Raw genomic sequence first — 19721 nt, 5'->3', positions numbered from 1 at the left:
TCGCGAGCCTTTAGCCGGCCAGTACCTTGTTCAGGGTGGCAATCAGCGTGTCTTCGTCCACCGGCTTGGTCAGGTAATCCTTGGCGCCCTGGCGTGCGCCCCAGATCTTGTCGGTTTCCTGATCCTTGGTGGTGATGATGATGATCGGAATACCGTTGGTTTCCGGCTCCTTGGACAACTGGCGCGTGGCCTGGAAGCCGTTAAGGCCCGGCATCACGATGTCCATCAGCACAGCGTCGGGTTTTTCCTGACGGGCCAGCGCTACGCCGTCCGCGCCGTTTTCGGCTTTCAGGACTTGATGGCCATGCTTTTCCAACATGCCGGTCAGTTTGTACATTTCGGTCGGCGAGTCGTCGACGATCAGAACACGTGCCATGGTTTTCCCCACTACATTGGTCGGCGCCGGCCCTTGTGGGGTGGCGTCAGTGTGCTTGTTCTACTGCGGCGAAGGCAGGCACATAGGCCTTGATCGCACCCAGCAGTTCTTCCTTGCTGAAAGGCTTGGTCAAAAATTGATCGACACCCACGATGCGCCCCTTGGCCTTGTCGAACAGGCCGTCCCTGGAGGACAGCATGATCACCGGGATCGACTTGAACGCCGGGTTGTTCTTCACCAGGGCGCAGGTCTGGTAGCCATCCAGGCGCGGCATCATGATGTCGACAAAGATAATGTGCGGGTGATGATCCACAATCCGCGCCAGGGCATCGAAACCGTCGATGGCGGTGATGACCTCGCACCCCATGTTCTTCAACAGCGTCTCGGCGGTGCGGCGGATCGTTTTCGAATCGTCGATCACCATCACTCTCAAGGCGTTGGAATGCTGTTCCATATCTGCTCTACCATCGCCACAGCGAATCGGTTTTCGGTGTGTCCTGCCTGATGTTGCACAGGATGAGCGCCGCAAGCCTTGGAATTCAAGGGCTGCTACGCCGTGGCAGTCTTTTTAGCACAGTCTCCGGGCGCAATCTATCGAGGCACCCACCCGGTGGTTTTTCCTTGACCCACAACAACCACAGCGCCACTCTGACGCCACTTTTATGCGCCCCAATTTGCTAGAGGAAATCCCCCATGAGCGTTCGCGTCGGCATTGTCATGGACCCTATCGCCAGCATTTCCTATAAAAAGGACAGTTCGCTGGCCATGCTCCTGGCCGCCCAGGCCCGCGGCTGGACGTTGTTCTATATGGAACAGCGCGATCTGTACCAGGGCGACGGCGAGGCGCGTGCGCGGATGCGCCCGTTGCAGGTGTTCGCCAACCCCGAGAAATGGTTCGAGCTTTCGGATGAAATCGACAGCCCCTTGAGCGACCTCGATGTGATCCTGATGCGCAAGGATCCACCGTTCGACATGGAGTTTGTGTACTCCACCTACCTGCTGGAGCAGGCCGAACGCGCCGGCGTGTTGATCGTCAACAAGCCGCAGAGCCTGCGCGACTGCAATGAAAAGCTGTTCGCCACCCTGTTCCCGCAGTGCACGCCGCCGACGGTGGTCAGCCGCCGCGCCGATGTACTGCGTGAATTCGCCGCCAAACATGGCGATGTGATCCTCAAACCGCTGGACGGCATGGGTGGCACCTCGATCTTCCGCCACCGCGCCGGCGACCCGAACCTGTCGGTGATCCTCGAAACCCTGACTGCGCTGGGCACCCAGCAGATCATGGGCCAGGCTTACCTGCCGGCGATCAAGGACGGTGACAAGCGCATCCTGATGATTGACGGCGAGCCGGTGGATTACTGCCTGGCACGCATCCCGGCGGCGGGCGAGACCCGTGGCAACCTGGCGGCCGGTGGTCGTGGTGAAGCACGGCCATTGTCGGACAAGGACCGCTGGATCGCCGCTCAAGTTGGCCCAACCCTGCGGGAAAAAGGTCTGCTGTTTGTCGGACTCGACGTAATTGGTGAGAACCTCACAGAAATCAACGTCACCAGCCCAACCTGTATTCGCGAGATCGACAATGCATTTGGCACGAACATCGGCGAAATGCTGATGGCCGCCATTGAGCGCAAGCTACAAGCCAAGTGACATAGAACAGCCGGACACACACCAACATTGCGTTATCATGCGCCACCTGTGAAACGCGCGATGTTGGTTTTCTTGTCATGACGCTCCCGTCCGAACTGCCCCCAGAATTCACCCATAAAGGCGTGCGCCCGGCTGATCGGCTCGGATTTACCCTGTTTCTCGCCGCATTGATTCACCTCGCCTTGTTGCTGGGCGTGGGCTTTACCATGGTCGAGCCCAAGCAAATCACCAAAACCCTGGAAATCACCCTGGCCACGTTCAAAAGTGAAAAGAAGCCCGAAAAGGCCGACTTTCTTGCCCAGGACAACCAGCAGGGCAGCGGCACCCTCGACAAGAAAGCCGTGCCCAAGACCACCGAAGTGGCGCCGTTCCAGGACAACAAGGTCAATAAGGTCACCCCGCCACCAGTGCCCAAACCAGAGGTCAAGCAGGCTGCGCCCAAGGCCGCCGTGACCACCGTGGCGCCCAAGCCGCAAAAAGCCCCGACCCAGCGCGAAAAAACCAGGACTGAGCCCAAGCCCGAGCCGGTGAAGCCCGCGCCAACCTTCGACAGTTCGACGCTGTCCGACGAAATTTCCAGCCTGGAAGCCGAACTGGCCCATGAACAACAGCTGTACGCCAAGCGCCCGCGCATCTACCGCCTGAACGCTGCCTCGACCATGCGCGACAAAGGCGCCTGGTATAAGGACGAGTGGCGCAAAAAGGTCGAGCGCATCGGCAACCTCAACTACCCGGACGAAGCCCGGCGCCAGCAGATTTATGGCAACTTGCGCTTGCTGGTGTCGATCAACCGTGACGGTTCGCTCTATGAAGTGCAGGTGCTGGAGTCCTCCGGCCAGCCGCTGCTGGACCAGGCCGCCCAGCGCATCGTCCGCCTGGCCGCGCCCTTTGCGCCATTCAGCGGCGACTTGAACGACGTGGACCGCCTGGAAATCATCCGCACCTGGCGGTTCGCCAAGGGCGACCGGTTGTCCAGTAACTGACCCGCCCCGCCTACTGTAGGAGCGAGCTTGCTCGCGAAAAACCCCAGGACGACACGTTCATTCAGGCAGCACGCATAATCGTTGACGACCTTCGCGAGCAAGCTCGCTCCTACACTTGTCAGTTCGCCCCTCCAACGCCACACTAGCGGACATGAAAAACGTCAGCCCGACCTACCTCAAGCACCAATTCCTGATCGCCATGCCCCACATGGCCGACCCGAACTTTGCGCAAACCTTGACCTACATCGTCGAGCACACGGCCAATGGCGCCATGGGGTTGATAGTCAACCGTCCGCAGGAGCTGAGCCTGGCTGATATCCTTGAGCAATTGCGCCCGGAAATCGACCCACCGGCCAGTTGCCAGGAGGTGCCGATTTACATCGGCGGGCCGGTACAGACCGATCGCGGTTTTGTGTTGCACCCCACCGGGCCGCAGTACCAGGCCACCGTAGACCTTGAGGGCGTATCACTGTCCACGTCTCAGGACGTGCTGTTCGCGATCGCCGATGGCGTCGGCCCTGAGCAAAGCGTGATTACCCTGGGCTACGCGGGTTGGGAAGCCGGACAACTGGAGGCCGAACTGGCGAGCAATGCCTGGCTGACCTGCCCGTTCGACGCCGACATCCTGTTCAATACCGCCAGCGAACTGCGCCTGGATGCCGCCGCCGCCAAGCTGCGGGTCAACCTTAGCTTGTTGACCAGCCAGGCGGGGCACGCCTGATGGCCTTGCGTCTGATCCTGGGTTTTGACTACGGCACCAAACAGATCGGCGTAGCGGTCGGCCAGGTTATTACCGGCCAGGCCCGCGAGCTGTGCACCCTGAAGGCCCAGAACGGCATACCGGACTGGAACCAGGTCGAAGCCCTCATTAAGGAGTGGAAGCCCGACGCCGTGGTGGTCGGCCTGCCCCTGAACATGGACGGCACCCCCAGCGACATGTGCCTGCGCGCCGAAAAGTTCGCCCGCCGCCTCAATGGCCGCTACAACCTGCCCTTCTATACCCACGATGAGCGCCTGACCACCTTTGAAGCCAAGGGTGAACGCCGTGACCGGGGCGGGCAGAAGGGCAGTTACCGCGACAATCCGGTGGACGCCATCGCCGCCGCCTTGCTGTTGCAGGGCTGGCTGGATGAAAACACTGCTTTATTTGAATCCTGACCCGCCGCAGTCCTGTGGGAGCGGGCTTGCCCGCGAAGAACGTTAACGATACCGCGTGAAGGCTGGATGAACGCGGTGCCCCTGAGTTTTTCGCGAGCAAGCTCGCTCCTACACACTTAATAAGGAGCCCCTATGAGCCTGCCCAATCCCGCCGAACTGATCAACCAGATGGCATTACGCCTAAAGGCGCACCTGGAACACCGTGCCATCAGCGAACCGCGTTTTATCGGCATCCGTACCGGCGGCGTCTGGGTAGCCCAGGCCTTGCTGGAAGAACTGGGCAGCGATTCGCCTCTGGGTACGCTGGACGTGTCCTTCTACCGCGACGATTTCAGCCAGAACGGCCTGCATCCGCAGGTGCAACCGTCGGCTCTGCCGTTCGAGGTTGAAGGCCAGCACCTGGTCCTGATCGATGACGTACTGATGAGCGGCCGTACCATCCGCGCCGCCATGAACGAACTGTTCGATTACGGCCGCCCGGCCAGTATCACACTGGTCTGCCTGCTGGACCTGGATGCTGGCGAATTGCCGATCAGCCCGGATGTCGTGGGCGCAACACTGTCCTTGCAAGCCCGGCAGCGGGTAAAATTGTCCGGTCCCACGCCGCTCGAACTCGAACTGCAAGACCTTGCCCCTTAAACCGCCTTGTACAGAGTCCCCGCGATGACGCCTCTAGATGCCAAGCGCCCGCTGCAGCTCAATGCTCAGGGTCAGTTGCAACATTTCTTGTCCCTCGACGGTTTGCCCCGCGAACTGCTCACCGAAATCCTCGACACCGCCGACTCGTTTCTCGAAGTCGGTGGCCGCGCGGTGAAGAAGGTCCCGCTGTTGCGCGGCAAGACCATCTGCAATGTGTTCTTCGAGAACTCCACCCGCACCCGCACCACCTTTGAGCTGGCGGCCCAACGGCTGTCAGCCGACGTGATCACGCTGAACGTGTCCACCTCGTCGGCGAGCAAGGGCGAAACCCTGCTCGACACCCTGCGCAACCTCGAAGCGATGGCCGCCGACATGTTCGTGGTGCGCCACGGCGACTCCGGCGCCGCGCACTTCATCGCTGAGCATGTGTGCCCGCAGGTAGCGGTCATCAACGGCGGCGACGGCCGCCACGCCCACCCGACCCAGGGCATGCTCGACATGCTCACCATCCGTCGGCACAAGGGCAGCTTTGAAAACCTCTCGGTCGCTATCGTCGGCGACATCCTGCACTCCCGTGTAGCACGCTCGAACATGCTGGCCCTCAAAGCCCTGGGCTGCCCGGATATTCGCGTGATCGCACCGAAAACCCTGCTGCCCATCGGCATCGAACAGTATGGCGTGAAGGTCTACACCGACATGACCGAGGGCCTTAAGGATGTGGACGTGGTGATCATGCTGCGCCTGCAACGCGAGCGCATGGCCGGTGGCCTGCTGCCGAGCGAGGGCGAGTTCTACCGCCTGTTCGGCCTGACCACCGCACGTTTGGCCGGGGCCAAGCCGGATGCCATCGTGATGCACCCGGGGCCGATCAACCGCGGGGTGGAGATTGAGTCGGCAGTGGCCGATGGCTCGCAGTCGGTGATTCTGAACCAAGTGACCTACGGCATCGCGGTACGCATGGCGGTGCTGTCCATGGCCATGAGCGGGCAAACCGCGCAACGTCAATTCGAGCAGGAGCAGGCCCAGTGAAGCTCAGTATTCTCGGCGCCCGAGTCATCGATCCAGCCAGCGGCCTGGACCACGTTACCGATCTGCATCTGGACGCCGGCAAGATCATCGCCATTGGCGCCGCACCTGCCGGCTTCAACGCCATCGAGAGCATCGACGCCAGGGGCCTGGTGGCGGCGCCCGGGCTGGTGGACCTCAATGTCGCCCTGCGCGAGCCGGGCTACAGCCGCAAAGGCAATATCAATAGCGAAACCCAGGCCGCTGCGGCCGGCGGCGTGACCAGTCTGTGCTGCCCGCCGAATACCAAGCCGGTGCTGGACACGTCGGCGGTGACCGAGCTGATCCTCGACCGTGCGCGTGAAGCCGGTAATTGCAAAGTGTTTCCCGTCGGCGCCTTGAGCAAGGGTCTGGATGGCGAACAACTGGCCGAACTGATCGCCCTGCGCGACGCCGGTTGCGTGGCCTTCAGCAACGGCCTGGAAAGTTTTCGCAGCACCCGCACGCTGTGCCGCGCCCTGGAATACGCGGCCACCTTCGACCTGACGGTGATCTTCCATTCCCAGGACCGCGACCTGGCTGAAGGCGGCCTGGCCCATGAAGGGGCAGTCGCCAGCTTTCTCGGCCTGCCGGGCATCCCGGAAACCGCCGAAACCGTGGCCCTGGCCCGTGACCTGTTACTGGTGGAGCAAAGCGGCGTACGCGCGCACTTCAGCCAGCTGACCAGCGCCCGCGGCGTCGCCCTGATCGCCCAGGCCCAGGCCCGCGGCTTGCCGGTGACGGCGGACGTGGCGTTGTACCAACTGATCCTGACGGATGAGGCGCTGATCGACTTCTCCAGCCTGTACCACGTGCAGCCACCGTTGCGCACCAAGGCCGACCGTGACGGCTTGCGTGCGGCGGTTAAGTCGGGCGTGGTCTCGGCGATTTCCAGCCATCACCAACCCCACGAGCGCGACGCCAAGCTGGCGCCGTTTGGCGCCACCGAGCCGGGTATCAGCAGTGTGGAGTTGTTGCTGCCATTGGCCATGACCCTGGTGGAAGACGGCTTGCTCGACCTGCCGACGCTGCTGGCGCGCCTGAGCGCCGGCCCGGCCGACGCCCTGCGCCTGCCGGCGGGCAAGCTGGCAGTGGGCTCACCGGCGGACCTGGTGCTGTTCGACCTGGCAAGCTCAACGGTTGCCGGGGAGCATTGGCTGTCCAAAGGTGAAAACTGCCCGTTCATCGGCCACAGCCTGCCGGCGACGGTGCGCTACACCTTGATGGATGGGCGGGTGACTTACCAGGCCTGATGCCGGCAAAACTGTAGGAGCGAGCTTGCTCGCGAAAAACGTATAGGCGATGAGGGCTGCCTGTCAGCCCTGCGTCATCGTTGACGTTCTTCGCGAGCAAGCTCGCTCCTACAGGTTATTCAGCGGCCGTTATTACGCTCGGCATTGCCGATCGAGATCTGCGTATTCAACGTCCAGAAGTCATACAGCACCCCAATCAGGAACAAACCGCCGGTCAGCAGGTAGATCAGGCCGGTGATCCATTTGCCCTGGTACATACGGTGCACACCGAACAGTCCCAGGAACGCCAACAGAATCCAGGCCACGTTGTATTCGATGGGCCCGGCGGTAAAGCGCAGGTCGGCTTCACGGTCCATGGCCGGAATCAGGAACACGTCGATCAACCAACCAATGCCCAGCAGGCCGAAGGTAAAAAACCAGATCGTGCCGGTCACGGGTTTGCCGTAATAAAAGCGATGCGCCCCGGTAAAACCGAAAATCCATAGCAGGTAACCGATCACCTTGCTGTGGGTGTCTTGCTGCTGACCAACCTGTTGATAGGTGTTCATGGAGTACCTCTTTTGCTTCGATAGATAAATTTTTTCATTTTCTTTGTGACTTTTTTACGAGCGCCCGACGTACGGCAAATGTTATCTTCCTGCCCTCAAAGCCTTATGCCACCTGACTTGTGTAGGACAATTGCGGCAATTCGTCGCGTTTTTCCTGGATTTGACCCCAAGGTTCAGTCGACAAACGGCCTGAGAACGACACAAAAAGCTGTTATAAAGTTGCGCGCAAACCCATAAGAGCCACGCCTAATGCGACCATTTTTCAAGACATGGCTGACCATCTGCCTATTAATGCCACTGGCCGCCCACGCCACCAATCGTGAGCAACGACTTCCGAACGTCAATGGTTTCACCCCTAAAGTCCACAGCACAACCAGCACGGCCAAATCGGTAAAGCTGACCGTCAACCGCCCGACTCAACTGAGCAAGGCACACGGTAAAGCAACACCGGGCCTGATGGCAGTCAACACCAAGCAAAGCAGCAACGTCCTCAGCCGTGCCGTCAACGTGCTGGGTACTCCTTATCGTTGGGGCGGCAGCAGCCCAAGTAAAGGGTTTGACTGCAGCGGCCTGGTTAAATATGCATTCAACGATGTAAAAGCGGTGGATTTGCCACGCACCTCCAACGCCATGGCGGCCGGCCACGGCTTGAAGGTTGATCGCAAAGACCTGAAGCCTGGTGACTTGTTGTTCTTCAAGCTCAAAAGCCGCCAGGTCAATCACGTTGCCATCTACCTGGGCAACGACCGTTTCATCCACGCACCGCGTCGTGGCAAATCGGTGAGCATCGACACGCTGAAAAAGCCGTTCTGGAACAAGAACTACGTGATTGCCAAGCGCGTGCTGCCTAAAGAGCAGAACAGCAACCTGCGGATCGTGCAGCGCTAAGCCAGGCGCCACTGAAGCTCCCCATTTGAAATGCAATCAAATGTGGGAGCTGGCTTGCCTGCGATGACGGTGTGTCAGTTGGCAGAGAGAGCGCCTGACAGCCCGCTATCGCAGGCAAGCCAGCTCCCACATTGAGTATCTGTGCGTTTTAGATATCGGCAGGCACCCTCGCCTTCTCCCGCGCATCGTCTCGACTGACCACGCCTTGGGCAACCAACGCCTTCAAACTCATATCCAGCGTCTTCATCCCCAACGCCCCTCCTGTCTGGATCGCCGAGACCATCTGCGCCACCTTGTCCTCGCGGATCAGATTGCGAATCGCCGGAGTGCCCAGCATGATTTCATGGGCGGCCACGCGACCGCCGCCGATCTTCTTCACCAGCACCTGAGACACCACCGCCTGCAGCGACTCGGACAACATCGAGCGGACCATGGCCTTTTCCCCGGCCGGGAAGACGTCCACCAGCCTGTCTACGGTCTTGGCAGCCGAGCAAGTGTGCAGGGTGCCAAACACCAGGTGCCCGGTCTCTGCGGCCGTGAGCGCCAGGCGAATGGTTTCCAGGTCGCGCAATTCGCCCACCAGGATCACATCCGGGTCTTCCCGCAGGGCCGAGCGCAGCGCCACAGAGAAGCCGTGGGTATCGCGGTGCACCTGGCGCTGGGTGACCAGGGCCCGTTTCGGCGTGTGGACAAATTCGATGGGGTCTTCCAGGGTGAGGATGTGCTGGCGTCGGTGCTGGTTCAGGTGGTCGATCATTGCCGCCAACGTCGTGGACTTGCCCGAACCGGTAGGCCCGGTGACCAGCACCAGGCCACGGGGGAACTGCGCCATGCGCTGGAATATCTCGCCCAACCCCAGGTCTTCCAGGCTCTGAACCTCGGTCGGGATGGCACGAAACACCGCGCCTATACCGCGATTCTGGCGGAATACGTTGGCCCGAAAGCGTGCGATTCCCGGCAACTCGAAGGCAAAATCCGTTTCAAGAGATGTTTCGAAATCCTTTTGTTGGTGTTTATTCAACAAAGGGCTCACCAGATCGACCAGTTGCGCTGCGCTCAGCACCGGCTCATCCATCGGCCAGACCTCGCCATCGACTCGCAACATCGGCGCCAGGCCGGCCGACAAATGCAGGTCACAGGCGCCACGGCTTACGCTGGCCGTCAGCAATTGCGTGATATCCATAGGGCTTTCCATTTCCAGTAGAATGCCGCGGACTCCATATCCACGGGCGCATCTTGAATGTCGACGATAGCAGACAACATTGGCCTGGTTAGCCAGCGCATCCGCGCCGCAGCCGACGCCGTGCAACGTGACGCAAGCAGCATCCACCTGCTGGCCGTGAGCAAGACCAAACCCGCACAAGCCGTGCGCGAAGCCTATGCCGCCGGGCTGCGCGACTTTGGCGAGAATTACCTGCAGGAAGCCCTGGGCAAACAAGCGGATTTAACCGACCTGCCCTTGAGTTGGCACTTCATCGGCCCCATTCAATCGAACAAGACTCGCGCGATCGCCGAGAACTTCGCTTGGGTGCATTCCGTGGACCGCCTGAAAATCGCACAACGCCTGTCCGAACAACGCCCGGCCGACCTGCCGCCGCTCAATATTTGCATCCAGGTCAATGTCAGTGGCGAAGCCAGCAAGTCCGGCTGTACGCCTGCCGACTTGCCGGCCCTGGCTAACGCGATCAGCGCCCTGCCGCGCTTGAAGCTGCGCGGCCTGATGGCGATCCCCGAGCCAACCGAAGACCGTGCCGCACAGGATGCGGCGTTTGCCAGCGTGCGCGACCTGCAAGCCAGCTTGAACCTGGCGCTGGACACACTTTCCATGGGCATGAGCCATGACCTTGAGTCGGCCATCGCCCAAGGCGCCACTTGGGTGCGCATCGGTACCGCTCTGTTTGGCGCCCGCGACTACGGCCAGCCGTGAAATGGCTGACTTCCATCTGAATAAGGACCTGTCATGAGCAACACGCGTATTGCCTTTATCGGCGCCGGTAACATGGCGGCCAGCCTGATCGGCGGCCTGCGGGCCAAGGGCCTGGACGCTGAACAGATCCGCGCCAGCGACCCGGGCGACGAAACCCGCGAGCGCGTCAGCGCCGAACATGGCATCAAGACCTTCGCTGATAACGCCGAAGCCATCCACGGCGTCGATGTGATCGTGCTGGCGGTCAAGCCCCAGGCCATGAAGGCCGTGTGCGAAAGCCTGCGCCCAAGCCTGCAGCCGCATCAGTTGGTGGTGTCCATTGCCGCCGGCATCACCTGCGCCAGCATGAAAACCTGGCTCGGCGACCAGCCGATCGTACGTTGCATGCCCAATACCCCGGCATTGCTGCGCCAGGGCGTGAGCGGTTTGTACGCCACCGCCGAAGTCAGCCCGCAGCAGCGTGACCAGGCTCAGGCGTTGCTGTCTGCGGTGGGCATCGCCGTATGGCTGGAGCAGGAACAGCAACTGGATGCGGTCACCGCTGTTTCCGGCAGTGGCCCGGCCTACTTTTTCCTGTTGATCGAGGCCATGACCGCCGCCGGCGTCAAGCTGGGCCTGCCCCACGACATCGCTGAACAACTGGCTGAGCAAACGGCCCTGGGCGCCGCGAAAATGGCAGTGGGCAGCGATGTCGATGCCGCCGAACTGCGCCGTCGGGTAACGTCGCCGGGCGGCACCACGCAGGCCGCCATCGAATCGTTCCAGGCCGGGGGCTTTGAGGCCCTGGTGGAAAAAGCACTGGGTGCCGCGGCACATCGTTCGGCCGAAATGGCTGAGCAACTGGGCAAATAGTCGTCCCTTACCAAGGTAATCAAACATGCTCGGAATCAATGACGCTGCCATTTTCATCATTCAGACCTTGGGCAGCCTGTACCTGCTGATCGTGCTGATGCGCTTTATCCTGCAACTGGTGCGTGCGAACTTCTACAACCCGCTGTGCCAGTTCGTGGTCAAGGCCACACAACCGCTGCTCAAGCCTTTGCGCCGGGTGATCCCGAGCCTGTTCGGCCTGGACATGTCGTCGCTGGTGCTGGCGTTGCTGCTGCAGATCCTGCTGTTCGTGGTGATCCTGATGCTCAACGGCTACCAGGCATTCACCGTATTGCTGTTGCCGTGGGGCCTGATCGGTATTTTCTCGCTGTTCCTGAAGATCATTTTCTGGTCGATGATCATCAGCGTGATTCTCTCGTGGGTCGCGCCCGGCAGCCGTAGCCCGGGTGCCGAATTGGTGGCTCAGATCACCGAGCCGGTGCTGGCACCCTTCCGTCGCCTGATCCCGAACCTGGGTGGCCTGGATATCTCGCCTATCTTTGCCTTTATCGTGATTCAGCTGCTGCAGAGCTGGGTGATTCCACGCCTGGCGTACTTTGCATTCATGCCCAAAGAGTTGTTTGGCCTGATCTGAATGCCGTAGCGCCTGTGGGAGCTGGCTTGTGTGGGAGCTGGCTTGCCTGCGATAGCATCACCTCGGTGTGTCTGAAAACCGCGGTGCCTGCATCGCGGGCAAGCCCGGCTCCCACATAAACCCTTCCCACATTTTGTATCTGCGTACTGGTACAGACCATTGCTTGCCGCTGGGGGCCCCGCTCTTTAGACTTACGCCTCATTTAGACGAGAGCAGGGTCGATGTCAGCTGCCTTCCCCCCCGATTCTGTTGGACTGGTCGTGCCTCAAGTGGCGCACTTCAGCGAGCCGCTGGCCCTGGCCTGCGGTCGCTCGCTGCCCGCCTACGACCTGATCTACGAAACCTATGGCCAACTGAACGCCACGGCGAGCAACGCCGTGCTGATCTGCCACGCCCTGTCCGGCCATCATCACGCCGCAGGCTTCCACAGCATTGACGAGCGCAAGCCCGGCTGGTGGGACAGCTGCATCGGCCCCGGCAAGCCCATCGACACCAACAAGTTCTTTGTGGTCAGCCTGAACAACCTCGGCGGCTGCAACGGCTCCACCGGCCCCAGCAGCCTCAACCCGGACACCGGCAAGCCGTTCGGCGCCGACTTCCCGGTATTGACCGTAGAAGACTGGGTGCACAGCCAGGCACGCCTGGCCGACCTGCTGGGCATCCAACAGTGGGCCGCCGTGATTGGCGGCAGCCTGGGCGGTATGCAGGCGCTGCAATGGACCATCACCTACCCGGACCGTGTGCGCCACTGCCTGGCTATCGCCTCGGCGCCCAAGCTGTCGGCGCAAAACATTGCCTTTAACGAAGTGGCGCGCCAGGCCATCCTCACCGACCCCGAATTCCACGGCGGTTCGTTCCAGGAAGCCGGGGTGATCCCCAAGCGTGGTCTGATGCTGGCGCGGATGGTCGGGCATATCACCTACCTGTCCGATGACTCAATGGGTGAGAAATTCGGTCGCGGCCTCAAGAGCGAAAAGCTCAACTATGACTTCCATAGCGTCGAATTCCAGGTGGAAAGCTACCTGCGCTATCAGGGTGAAGAATTCTCCGGGCGTTTTGATGCCAACACCTACCTGTTGATGACCAAGGCCCTGGACTACTTCGACCCGGCGGCCAACCATGACGACGACCTGGCGAAAACCTTCGAGCACGCCACGGCCAAGTTCTGCGTGATGTCATTCACCACCGACTGGCGCTTCTCACCGGCCCGCTCCCGTGAGCTGGTGGATGCCCTGATGGCCGCCAAGAAAGACGTCTGCTACCTGGAGATCGATGCACCACAAGGCCACGACGCCTTTCTGATTCCGATCCCACGCTACCTGCAGGCGTTCAGTAACTACATGAACCGTATTTCGCTTGTGAGAACGCCATGAGAGCCGACCTGGAAATCATCCAAGACTGGATCCCCGCCGGCAGCCGCGTGCTCGACCTGGGCTGCGGCGATGGCGAATTGCTGAGCTGGCTGCGCGACAACAAGCAAGTCACCGGCTATGGCCTGGAGAACGACCCGGACAACATCGCCCAGTGCGTGGCCAAGGGCATCAACGTGATCGAGCAGGACCTGGACAAGGGCCTGGGCAACTTTGCCAGTAACAGCTTCGATATCGTAGTGATGACCCAGGCCCTGCAAGCGGTGCACTACCCGGATCGCATCCTCGACGAAATGCTGCGGGTCGGCCGCCAATGCATCATCACCTTTCCCAATTTCGGCCACTGGCGCTGCCGCTGGTACCTGGCCACCAAGGGCCGTATGCCGGTCTCGGATTTCCTGCCGTACACGTGGTACAACACGCCCAACATCCACTTCTGCACCTTCGAAGACTTCGAGGCGCTGTGTGGCGAACGTGAAGCCAAGGTCATCAACCGCCTTGCCGTCGATCAACAGCACCGCCACGGCTGGGCGAGTAAGCTATGGCCCAATCTGTTGGGCGAAATCGGTATTTACCGGGTCAGCAGCCCTGGCCTGACCGACCACAAAGTTGCCGTCTAATCATCTTCAAGAGGGACGTTCATGAGTCGTTTGGCTATTTTTCTATTGACCGCATGCCTGGGCGCCAGCGCCATGGCCGCCGACACTATCGACGCTAATCGCAAAAAAGACTTCGGCGATATCACCGTTCATTACAACACCTTCACCTCCAGCTTCCTGCCACCGGAGACCGCACAGAATGTTGGTGTGGTGCGCAGCAAGGAGAAGGGCCTGATCAATGTGACCGTGATCAAGGGCGTGGCCCCGGTCGCGGCCCAAGTGACGGGCACCATCAAGGACCTGGGCGGCAAGAGCGAGATCCTGACCTTCAAGCAAATCGAAGAGAAAGGCGGCATCAGCTACCTGGCGCCCTACTCGGTGACCCAGCGTGAATACAAGACGTTTACCATTAACGTTGAAACCGGTGGCAAGGCCCATGGTTTCCAATTCAACCAAGAACTGTTCCCGGCCGAATGATGAACCTTACTCAACTCGTACTGGCCAGCCATAACGCCGGCAAACTCAAAGAACTGCAGGCCATGCTCGGTGAGTCCGTGCAACTGCGTTCGATTGGCGAGTTCAGCCAGGTCGAACCGGAAGAAACCGGCCTGTCGTTCGTTGAAAACGCCATCCTCAAGGCGCGCAACGCGGCACGCATCTCCGGCCTGCCGGCCCTGGCGGATGACTCGGGCCTGGCGGTGGACTTTCTCGGCGGTGCGCCCGGCATTTATTCGGCGCGTTACGCCGACGGCAAGGGCGACGCCGCCAATAACGCCAAGCTGCTGGACGCTCTGAAGGATGTGCCCGACGCCGAGCGCGGCGCACAGTTCGTCTGCGTGCTGGCCCTGGTGCGCCATGCCGACGACCCGCTGCCGATCCTGTGCGAGGGCTTGTGGCACGGGCGCATCCTGCACGCGGCCAGCGGTGAACATGGCTTTGGTTATGACCCGCTGTTCTGGGTGCCGGAGCGCAATGTCTCCAGCGCCGAGCTGAGCCCGGCCGACAAAAACCAGATCAGCCACCGTGCCCGCGCCATGGCGTTGCTGCGCCAGCGTCTGGGCTTGAAATGACCCAGAACACCTCTGCGCAGCCGCTGATCCACGGCGGCGCGCAAACACCTCGGGCGGCCTTGCCTGTGTTGCCGCCTCTGGCGCTGTACATCCACATCCCGTGGTGCGTACGCAAATGCCCTTATTGCGACTTCAACTCCCACACCGCCAGTAAAGTACTGCCGGAAGAAGAGTACGTAGACGCCCTGCTGGCCGATCTCGATCAGGACCTGCACGCAGTCTACGGCCGCGAGTTGAGCTCGATCTTCTTCGGTGGCGGTACGCCGAGCCTGTTCAGCGCCGTTGCGTTGGGCCGCCTGCTTGAGGGTGTACAAGCACGCATCCCGTTTGCCAGCGATATCGAGATCACTCTGGAAGCCAACCCGGGGACTTTCGAGCAGGAGAAGTTCGTGGCGTACCGCAAGCTGGGGATCAACCGCCTGTCCATCGGCATCCAGAGCTTTCAGCAAGAAAAGCTCCAGGCCCTGGGCCGCATCCATAATGGTGACGAAGCCGTACGTGCCGCCGGCATGGCGCGCCAGGCCGGGTTCGATAACTTCAACCTGGACTTGATGCACGGCCTGCCCAACCAGTCCCTCGACGACGCCCTGGGCGACTTGCGCCAGGCCATTGCGCTCAAGCCGACGCACCTGTCCTGGTACCAACTGACCCTGGAGCCCAACACCGTCTTCTGGAATCAGCCGCCGACGCTGCCCGAAGACGACACCCTGTGGGACATCCAGGAAGCCGGCCAGGCGCTGCTCGCCGAACACGGTTACGCCCAATATGAAGTGTCGGCTTACGCCCAACCAGGGCGACCGGCACGGCATAACCTGAATTACTGGAGCTTTGGCGACTTTATCGGCATCGGCGCCGGCGCCCACGGCAAGCTCAGCCACCCGGACGGGCGCATCGTGCGCACCTGGAAAACCCGTGCACCGAAGGACTACCTCAACCCGGCCAAGAGCTTCCAGGCCGGCGCGAAAGAACTGACCAACGATGAACTGCCGTTCGAGTTCCTGATGAACGCTTTGCGCCTGACCGAGGGCGTCGACGCCAGGCTCTACGCCGAACGCACCGGCCTTGACCTGGCCAGCCTCGACGAAGGCCGCCGCGAGGCAGAACAAAGTGGCCTAATGCAGGTCGAACCGTCACGCCTGGCGGCAACCGACCGCGGGCAACTCTTTCTCAATGACCTGTTGCAGACGTTTTTGAGCTGACGCTTTTTAAGGAAATCGAATGGATCTGGTACTCGACCTGCTCGCCACCGTATCCCGCTGGAGCCGTAGCAACCTGTCGGAAATCTCCCTGGCCCTGGTGGGTTGTTTGCTTGTGCTGTTCGGCGCCGATATCAAAGGCTGGGTGGAAGCACGCCTGGGCAACATTGCCGGCGCCTTGCGCGTGCCCTTGATGGCCCTGCTGTGCCTGATCGGCAGCGGCGCGGCGTTGATCTATGCGACGCCGTGGATTGTGCGCGGGTTGAGCCAGTTCAATAACTACAGCCTGGCGCCGGTGTTGATCGTGGTGCTGGTGTTGATTGGCGTGGTAGCAGACCGCCGCTGACCCAGCAGGCACTACAAAACACATGTGGGAGCTGGCTTGCCTGCGATACAGACACCTCGGTGTATCAGTGATACCGAGGTGATCCTATCGCAGGCAAGCCAGCTCCCACATTCGATTGCGTTTCAAGCGGATGACTGTTTAAGCCAGCTTCTCAAACTTCAAATCCCACACCCCATGCCCCAACCGCTCACCACGGCGTTCGAACTTGGTGATCGGCCGCTCGGCCGGGCGTGGCACGCATTTGCCGTCTTCGGCCAGGTTGCGGTAGCCGGGGGCGACGTTCATCACTTCCAGCATGTATTCCGCGTAGGGTTCCCAGTCGGTGGCCATGTGCAGGATGCCGCCCACTTTCAGCTTGCTGCGCACCAGTTCGGCGAAGGACGCCTGGACGATGCGGCGCTTGTGGTGACGAGCCTTGTGCCATGGGTCGGGGAAGAACAGCATCAGGCGGTCGAGGCTGTTGTCGGCGATACAGCGATTGAGCACTTCAATCGCGTCGCAGTCGTAGACTCGCAGGTTGGTCAGGCCTTGGGTCAGCACGCCATTGAGCAATGCACCGACACCTGGACGGTGAACTTCCACACCGATGAAATCCTGCTCCGGCGCGGCAGCGGCCATCTCCAGCAGCGAATGGCCCATGCCGAAACCGATTTCCAGCGAACGCGGGGCCGAACGACCGAACACCTGGTCGTAATCCACCGGCGCGTCGGACAGCGGCAACACAAACAGCGGTGTACCTTGCTCCAGGCCCTTTTGCTGGCCTTCGGTCATACGGCCGGCGCGCATCACAAAGCTCTTGATGCGGCGGTGCTTGGACTCGTCGCCGTCTTGCACAGTGTTCGGTGTTTCGTTTGATTCAGTCATCAATAGCTCTTACTTGATCAGACCATCCAGCGGCGAAGAGGCGCTGGCATAGAGTTTTTTCGGCATCCGCCCGGCGAGGTAGGCCAGGCGGCCCGCGACGATGGCGTGGTTCATGGCTTGGGCCATCATGACCGGCTGCTGGGCATGGGCGATGGCCGAGTTCATCAACACTGCGTCGCAACCCAGCTCCATGGCGATGGTTGCGTCGGAGGCTGTGCCTACGCCTGCGTCCACCAGCACGGGGATTTTGGCTTCTTCGAGGATGATTTGCAGGTTGTATGGGTTGCAGATGCCCAGGCCTGAACCGATCAGGCCGGCCAGTGGCATCACCGCGATGCAGCCGATTTCTGCCAGCTGGCGGGCAATGATCGGGTCATCGCTGGTGTAGACCATCACATCGAAGCCTTCCTTGACCAGGGTTTCGGCGGCCTTGAGGGTTTCGATCACATTGGGGAACAGGGTTTTCTGGTCGGCCAGCACTTCCAGCTTCACCAGGTTGTGGCCGTCGAGCAGCTCACGGGCCAGGCGACAGGTGCGCACGGCTTCGATGGCGTCGTAGCAGCCAGCGGTGTTCGGCAGGAAGGTGTAACGCTGCGGCGACAGCACTTCGAGCAGGTTCGGCTCGCCCTCGATCTGGCCGAGGTTGGTGCGGCGTACGGCGAAGGTGACGATCTCGGCACCCGAGGCTTCGATGGCCAGGCGGGTTTCTTCCATGTCGCGGTATTTGCCGGTACCGACCAGCAGACGGGACTGGTAGGTACGACCGGCCAGGACGAAAGGCTTGTCGCTACGAACGATGCTCATGGGAAATCCTCTGGTTGGATGAGGTTCTGCAGAATGCGTTGCGGCCGTGGCGGGCTAGCCGCCGCCGATGGCGTGGACCACTTCGACCTGGTCGTTTTCTTTCAGCGAGGTCTCGGCGTGCTGGCTACGCGGGACGATATCCAGGTTGAGTTCCACTGCGACGCGACGCCCGGTCAAGTCCAGGCGGGTCAGCAGGGCCGCGACGGTTTCACCGTCGGGCAGTTCAAAGGGTTCGCCGTTCAACTGAATGCGCATGCCACGGGCCGCCATCGTTTTTAGGGGCCCGCATTCTAGCGCGATTGGAACCTGAAGGTCAGCTCCAAGCGTCAAGCGGTCAAAGCTGCAAACGCCACGCCGCCAGGCCCAGGAAGAACCAGCCGAGCAGGAACGCCAGCCCGCCAAACGGCGTGATGATCCCCAGTTTACTGATGCCGGTCATCGTCAGCACATACAGGCTGCCCGAGAACAGCAGGATACCGACGGTAAACGAAATACCCGCCCAAGTGACCAGCCGGCCGGGAATATGCGCCGCCAGCAAGGCCACGCCGAACAGCGCCAGGGCATGCACCAACTGATAGGTCACACCGGTATGGAAGATCGCCAGGTAGTCGGAACTCAGGCGGTTTTTCAGGCCGTGGGCGGCGAAAGCGCCCAGCGCAACGCCGGTAAAGCCGAAAAAGGCAGCCAGCATCAGAAAGCTACGCAGCATGGGGAACTCCAGTCAGACTCATCGGGCAGGGTCTGTATAATGGCCCGCTCAACGGGTTCGGCCAAGCCATCTCTATGCTGCGTGTCCTCTTCAAACGCTTTCTCAATGTCGTGAAATGGTTCGCCATCGGCAGTGTATTGCTGGTGCTGCTGTTTCGTGTGGTGCCGCCACCGTTCACTGCGCTGATGGTGGAGCGCAAGATCGAGTCCTGGATCGACGGCGAACCCATTGACCTGCAACGCAGCTGGGTGCCGTGGGATGAGATTTCCGATGACCTGAAAGTGGCGGTGATGGCCGGTGAAGACCAGCGCTTCCCGCAACATTGGGGTTTTGATTTCGGCGCGATCCAGGCGGCGATTCTGCACAACGAACGCGGCGGCTCGATTCGCGGCGCCAGCACCCTGAGCCAGCAGGTGTCGAAAAACCTGTTCCTGTGGGCCGGCCGCAGCTATTTGCGCAAGGGCCTGGAAGCGTGGTTTACCGGGTTGATCGAGGTGCTGTGGCCCAAGCAAAGGATTCTTGAGGTGTACCTCAACAGCGTGGAATGGGATGAAGGTGTGTTTGGCGCAGAGGCAGCGGCGCGGCACCATTTTGGCGTGAGCGCAAAGGGCCTTTCGCGGCAGCAGGCCAGTTACCTGGCGGCGGTATTGCCCAATCCTCGGGTGTGGAGTGCCAGCCATCCGACCGCCTATGTGGCACGCAGGGCGGCATGGATTCGCCAGCAGATGAGCCAATTGGGCGGGGATGGTTACCTGATGGAGCTGAACAACTCTCGAAAGGCACCCTGGTCCGACTGACACAATATGGGACCTGTGGGAGCTGGCTTGCCTGCGAT

At 61.0% G+C, this 19721-nt stretch carries 26 protein-coding genes; 18 read left to right on the top strand and 8 right to left on the bottom strand.

The window, feature by feature from the left end:
• Positions 1-10: 10 nt before the first annotated feature.
• Positions 11-376 (bottom strand): twitching motility response regulator PilH, encoded by a 366-nt coding sequence (gene pilH / locus TX23_RS10675; protein WP_003234583.1) that lies wholly within the window; start codon positions 374-376, stop codon positions 11-13.
• Positions 377-422: 46 nt separating this feature from the next.
• A complete protein-coding gene (pilG, locus tag TX23_RS10670) occupies positions 423-830 on the bottom strand; it encodes a twitching motility response regulator PilG (RefSeq protein WP_057702127.1) in 408 nt (135 codons plus the stop codon).
• A gap of 239 nt (positions 831-1069) precedes the next feature.
• Between pilG and gshB the strand changes: the two genes are divergently transcribed.
• From gshB to TX23_RS10635, 7 genes are all read left to right on the top strand, one after another.
• On the top strand, positions 1070-2023 hold the full coding sequence (gene gshB / locus TX23_RS10665; protein WP_005792255.1) for a glutathione synthase: 954 nt from the start codon (positions 1070-1072) through the stop codon (positions 2021-2023).
• A 77-nt stretch (positions 2024-2100) separates the two neighbouring features.
• Positions 2101-3006, top strand: a complete 906-nt coding sequence (locus tag TX23_RS10660) for an energy transducer TonB (protein ID WP_057702126.1) — start codon at positions 2101-2103, stop codon at positions 3004-3006.
• Positions 3007-3157: 151 nt separating this feature from the next.
• On the top strand, positions 3158-3727 hold the full coding sequence (locus TX23_RS10655) for a YqgE/AlgH family protein (RefSeq protein ID WP_057702125.1): 570 nt from the start codon (positions 3158-3160) through the stop codon (positions 3725-3727).
• Positions 3727-4164, top strand: a complete 438-nt coding sequence (gene ruvX / locus TX23_RS10650) for a Holliday junction resolvase RuvX (protein ID WP_005792259.1) — start codon at positions 3727-3729, stop codon at positions 4162-4164. The genes TX23_RS10655 and ruvX overlap by 1 nt, the downstream gene beginning before the upstream one ends.
• Before the next feature lie 132 nt (positions 4165-4296).
• Positions 4297-4803 carry a bifunctional pyr operon transcriptional regulator/uracil phosphoribosyltransferase PyrR gene (gene pyrR, locus TX23_RS10645; protein WP_057702124.1) on the top strand — a complete coding sequence of 169 codons (507 nt, stop codon included), beginning with the start codon at positions 4297-4299 and terminating at the stop codon, positions 4801-4803.
• A 24-nt stretch (positions 4804-4827) separates the two neighbouring features.
• Complete coding sequence (locus TX23_RS10640; protein WP_057702123.1) at positions 4828-5832, top strand: aspartate carbamoyltransferase catalytic subunit; 1005 nt, start codon at positions 4828-4830, stop codon at positions 5830-5832.
• Positions 5829-7100 carry a dihydroorotase gene (locus TX23_RS10635; RefSeq protein ID WP_057702122.1) on the top strand — a complete coding sequence of 424 codons (1272 nt, stop codon included), beginning with the start codon at positions 5829-5831 and terminating at the stop codon, positions 7098-7100. The genes TX23_RS10640 and TX23_RS10635 overlap by 4 nt, the downstream gene beginning before the upstream one ends.
• A gap of 119 nt (positions 7101-7219) precedes the next feature.
• Here TX23_RS10635 and TX23_RS10630 read toward each other — a convergent pair whose 3' ends face one another.
• Positions 7220-7648 carry an NINE protein gene (locus TX23_RS10630; protein ID WP_057702121.1) on the bottom strand — a complete coding sequence of 143 codons (429 nt, stop codon included), beginning with the start codon at positions 7646-7648 and terminating at the stop codon, positions 7220-7222.
• Between the two features lie 249 nt (positions 7649-7897).
• Here TX23_RS10630 and TX23_RS10625 point away from each other — a divergent pair, with 249 nt between their 5' ends.
• Entirely contained in the window at positions 7898-8536 is a 639-nt protein-coding gene (locus TX23_RS10625) for a C40 family peptidase (protein ID WP_057702120.1), read from the top strand.
• Positions 8537-8684: 148 nt separating this feature from the next.
• Here the strand turns inward: TX23_RS10625 and TX23_RS10620 are convergent, their stop codons facing one another.
• Positions 8685-9719, bottom strand: a complete 1035-nt coding sequence (locus tag TX23_RS10620; RefSeq protein ID WP_057702119.1) for a type IV pilus twitching motility protein PilT — start codon at positions 9717-9719, stop codon at positions 8685-8687.
• A 57-nt stretch (positions 9720-9776) separates the two neighbouring features.
• Here TX23_RS10620 and TX23_RS10615 point away from each other — a divergent pair, with 57 nt between their 5' ends.
• The 9 genes from TX23_RS10615 (at position 9777) to TX23_RS10575 (ending at position 16509) form a co-directional block, all read left to right on the top strand.
• Positions 9777-10463: a YggS family pyridoxal phosphate-dependent enzyme gene (locus TX23_RS10615; RefSeq protein ID WP_057702118.1), complete on the top strand. Its 687-nt coding sequence runs from the start codon at positions 9777-9779 to the stop codon at positions 10461-10463.
• A gap of 33 nt (positions 10464-10496) precedes the next feature.
• On the top strand, positions 10497-11315 hold the full coding sequence (gene proC / locus TX23_RS10610; RefSeq protein ID WP_057702117.1) for a pyrroline-5-carboxylate reductase: 819 nt from the start codon (positions 10497-10499) through the stop codon (positions 11313-11315).
• A gap of 25 nt (positions 11316-11340) precedes the next feature.
• Positions 11341-11928, top strand: a complete 588-nt coding sequence (locus TX23_RS10605) for a YggT family protein (RefSeq protein ID WP_057702116.1) — start codon at positions 11341-11343, stop codon at positions 11926-11928.
• 221 nt (positions 11929-12149) lie between these two features.
• Positions 12150-13301 (top strand): homoserine O-succinyltransferase MetX, encoded by a 1152-nt coding sequence (gene metX / locus TX23_RS10600; RefSeq protein ID WP_057702115.1) that lies wholly within the window; start codon positions 12150-12152, stop codon positions 13299-13301.
• Positions 13298-13918: a methionine biosynthesis protein MetW gene (metW, locus tag TX23_RS10595; RefSeq protein WP_005792273.1), complete on the top strand. Its 621-nt coding sequence runs from the start codon at positions 13298-13300 to the stop codon at positions 13916-13918. Before metX ends, metW begins: the two co-directional genes overlap by 4 nt.
• Before the next feature lie 21 nt (positions 13919-13939).
• Positions 13940-14374 carry a DUF4426 domain-containing protein gene (locus TX23_RS10590; protein WP_005792275.1) on the top strand — a complete coding sequence of 145 codons (435 nt, stop codon included), beginning with the start codon at positions 13940-13942 and terminating at the stop codon, positions 14372-14374.
• Positions 14371-14967, top strand: coding sequence for an RdgB/HAM1 family non-canonical purine NTP pyrophosphatase (gene rdgB / locus TX23_RS10585; RefSeq protein ID WP_005792276.1), 597 nt, complete (start codon positions 14371-14373; stop codon positions 14965-14967). The genes TX23_RS10590 and rdgB overlap by 4 nt, the downstream gene beginning before the upstream one ends.
• Entirely contained in the window at positions 14964-16166 is a 1203-nt protein-coding gene (gene hemW / locus TX23_RS10580) for a radical SAM family heme chaperone HemW (RefSeq protein WP_057702114.1), read from the top strand. Before rdgB ends, hemW begins: the two co-directional genes overlap by 4 nt.
• A 19-nt stretch (positions 16167-16185) precedes the next feature.
• Positions 16186-16509: a DUF3392 domain-containing protein gene (locus TX23_RS10575; protein WP_005792278.1), complete on the top strand. Its 324-nt coding sequence runs from the start codon at positions 16186-16188 to the stop codon at positions 16507-16509.
• A gap of 138 nt (positions 16510-16647) precedes the next feature.
• On the opposite strand, the gene trmB is transcribed toward TX23_RS10575, so the two are convergent.
• The 4 genes from trmB to TX23_RS10555 form a co-directional block, all read right to left on the bottom strand.
• Positions 16648-17373: a tRNA (guanosine(46)-N7)-methyltransferase TrmB gene (gene trmB / locus TX23_RS10570; protein ID WP_057702113.1), complete on the bottom strand. Its 726-nt coding sequence runs from the start codon at positions 17371-17373 to the stop codon at positions 16648-16650.
• Positions 17374-17382: 9 nt separating this feature from the next.
• On the bottom strand, positions 17383-18177 hold the full coding sequence (locus TX23_RS10565; RefSeq protein WP_057702112.1) for a thiazole synthase: 795 nt from the start codon (positions 18175-18177) through the stop codon (positions 17383-17385).
• Between the two features lie 54 nt (positions 18178-18231).
• Positions 18232-18432 (bottom strand): sulfur carrier protein ThiS, encoded by a 201-nt coding sequence (gene thiS / locus TX23_RS10560; RefSeq protein ID WP_032878918.1) that lies wholly within the window; start codon positions 18430-18432, stop codon positions 18232-18234.
• A gap of 79 nt (positions 18433-18511) precedes the next feature.
• A complete protein-coding gene (locus tag TX23_RS10555) occupies positions 18512-18886 on the bottom strand; it encodes a DUF423 domain-containing protein (RefSeq protein ID WP_057702111.1) in 375 nt (124 codons plus the stop codon).
• Positions 18887-18960: 74 nt separating this feature from the next.
• Here TX23_RS10555 and mtgA point away from each other — a divergent pair, with 74 nt between their 5' ends.
• On the top strand, positions 18961-19683 hold the full coding sequence (mtgA, locus tag TX23_RS10550) for a monofunctional biosynthetic peptidoglycan transglycosylase (RefSeq protein WP_057702110.1): 723 nt from the start codon (positions 18961-18963) through the stop codon (positions 19681-19683).
• Positions 19684-19721 lie beyond the last annotated feature (38 nt).

It is taken from the genome of Pseudomonas paralactis (assembly GCF_001439735.1).
Classification (GTDB): Bacteria; Pseudomonadota; Gammaproteobacteria; order Pseudomonadales; family Pseudomonadaceae; genus Aquipseudomonas; species Aquipseudomonas paralactis.
This window is presented reverse-complemented; position numbering and strand designations above follow the sequence as displayed.

Bases quoted from the DNA above. Each gene is read 5' to 3' on its own strand.
- pilH (WP_003234583.1), bottom strand. From the start codon at position 376: ATGGCACGTGTTCTGATCGTCGACGACTCGCCGACCGAAATGTACAAA.
- pilG (WP_057702127.1), bottom strand. From the start codon at position 830: ATGGAACAGCATTCCAACGCCTTGAGAGTGATGGTGATCGACGATTCG.
- gshB (WP_005792255.1), top strand. From the start codon at position 1,070: ATGAGCGTTCGCGTCGGCATTGTCATGGACCCTATCGCCAGCATTTCC.
- TX23_RS10660 (WP_057702126.1), top strand. From the start codon at position 2,101: ATGACGCTCCCGTCCGAACTGCCCCCAGAATTCACCCATAAAGGCGTG.
- TX23_RS10655 (WP_057702125.1), top strand. From the start codon at position 3,158: ATGAAAAACGTCAGCCCGACCTACCTCAAGCACCAATTCCTGATCGCC.
- ruvX (WP_005792259.1), top strand. From the start codon at position 3,727: ATGGCCTTGCGTCTGATCCTGGGTTTTGACTACGGCACCAAACAGATC.
- pyrR (WP_057702124.1), top strand. From the start codon at position 4,297: ATGAGCCTGCCCAATCCCGCCGAACTGATCAACCAGATGGCATTACGC.
- TX23_RS10640 (WP_057702123.1), top strand. From the start codon at position 4,828: ATGACGCCTCTAGATGCCAAGCGCCCGCTGCAGCTCAATGCTCAGGGT.
- TX23_RS10630 (WP_057702121.1), bottom strand. From the start codon at position 7,648: ATGAACACCTATCAACAGGTTGGTCAGCAGCAAGACACCCACAGCAAG.
- TX23_RS10625 (WP_057702120.1), top strand. From the start codon at position 7,898: ATGCGACCATTTTTCAAGACATGGCTGACCATCTGCCTATTAATGCCA.
- TX23_RS10620 (WP_057702119.1), bottom strand. From the start codon at position 9,719: ATGGATATCACGCAATTGCTGACGGCCAGCGTAAGCCGTGGCGCCTGT.
- TX23_RS10615 (WP_057702118.1), top strand. From the start codon at position 9,777: ATGTCGACGATAGCAGACAACATTGGCCTGGTTAGCCAGCGCATCCGC.
- proC (WP_057702117.1), top strand. From the start codon at position 10,497: ATGAGCAACACGCGTATTGCCTTTATCGGCGCCGGTAACATGGCGGCC.
- TX23_RS10605 (WP_057702116.1), top strand. From the start codon at position 11,341: ATGCTCGGAATCAATGACGCTGCCATTTTCATCATTCAGACCTTGGGC.
- metX (WP_057702115.1), top strand. From the start codon at position 12,150: ATGTCAGCTGCCTTCCCCCCCGATTCTGTTGGACTGGTCGTGCCTCAA.
- metW (WP_005792273.1), top strand. From the start codon at position 13,298: ATGAGAGCCGACCTGGAAATCATCCAAGACTGGATCCCCGCCGGCAGC.
- TX23_RS10590 (WP_005792275.1), top strand. From the start codon at position 13,940: ATGAGTCGTTTGGCTATTTTTCTATTGACCGCATGCCTGGGCGCCAGC.
- rdgB (WP_005792276.1), top strand. From the start codon at position 14,371: ATGATGAACCTTACTCAACTCGTACTGGCCAGCCATAACGCCGGCAAA.
- hemW (WP_057702114.1), top strand. From the start codon at position 14,964: ATGACCCAGAACACCTCTGCGCAGCCGCTGATCCACGGCGGCGCGCAA.
- TX23_RS10575 (WP_005792278.1), top strand. From the start codon at position 16,186: ATGGATCTGGTACTCGACCTGCTCGCCACCGTATCCCGCTGGAGCCGT.
- trmB (WP_057702113.1), bottom strand. From the start codon at position 17,373: ATGACTGAATCAAACGAAACACCGAACACTGTGCAAGACGGCGACGAG.
- TX23_RS10565 (WP_057702112.1), bottom strand. From the start codon at position 18,177: ATGAGCATCGTTCGTAGCGACAAGCCTTTCGTCCTGGCCGGTCGTACC.
- thiS (WP_032878918.1), bottom strand. From the start codon at position 18,432: ATGCGCATTCAGTTGAACGGCGAACCCTTTGAACTGCCCGACGGTGAA.
- TX23_RS10555 (WP_057702111.1), bottom strand. From the start codon at position 18,886: ATGCTGCGTAGCTTTCTGATGCTGGCTGCCTTTTTCGGCTTTACCGGC.
- mtgA (WP_057702110.1), top strand. From the start codon at position 18,961: ATGCTGCGTGTCCTCTTCAAACGCTTTCTCAATGTCGTGAAATGGTTC.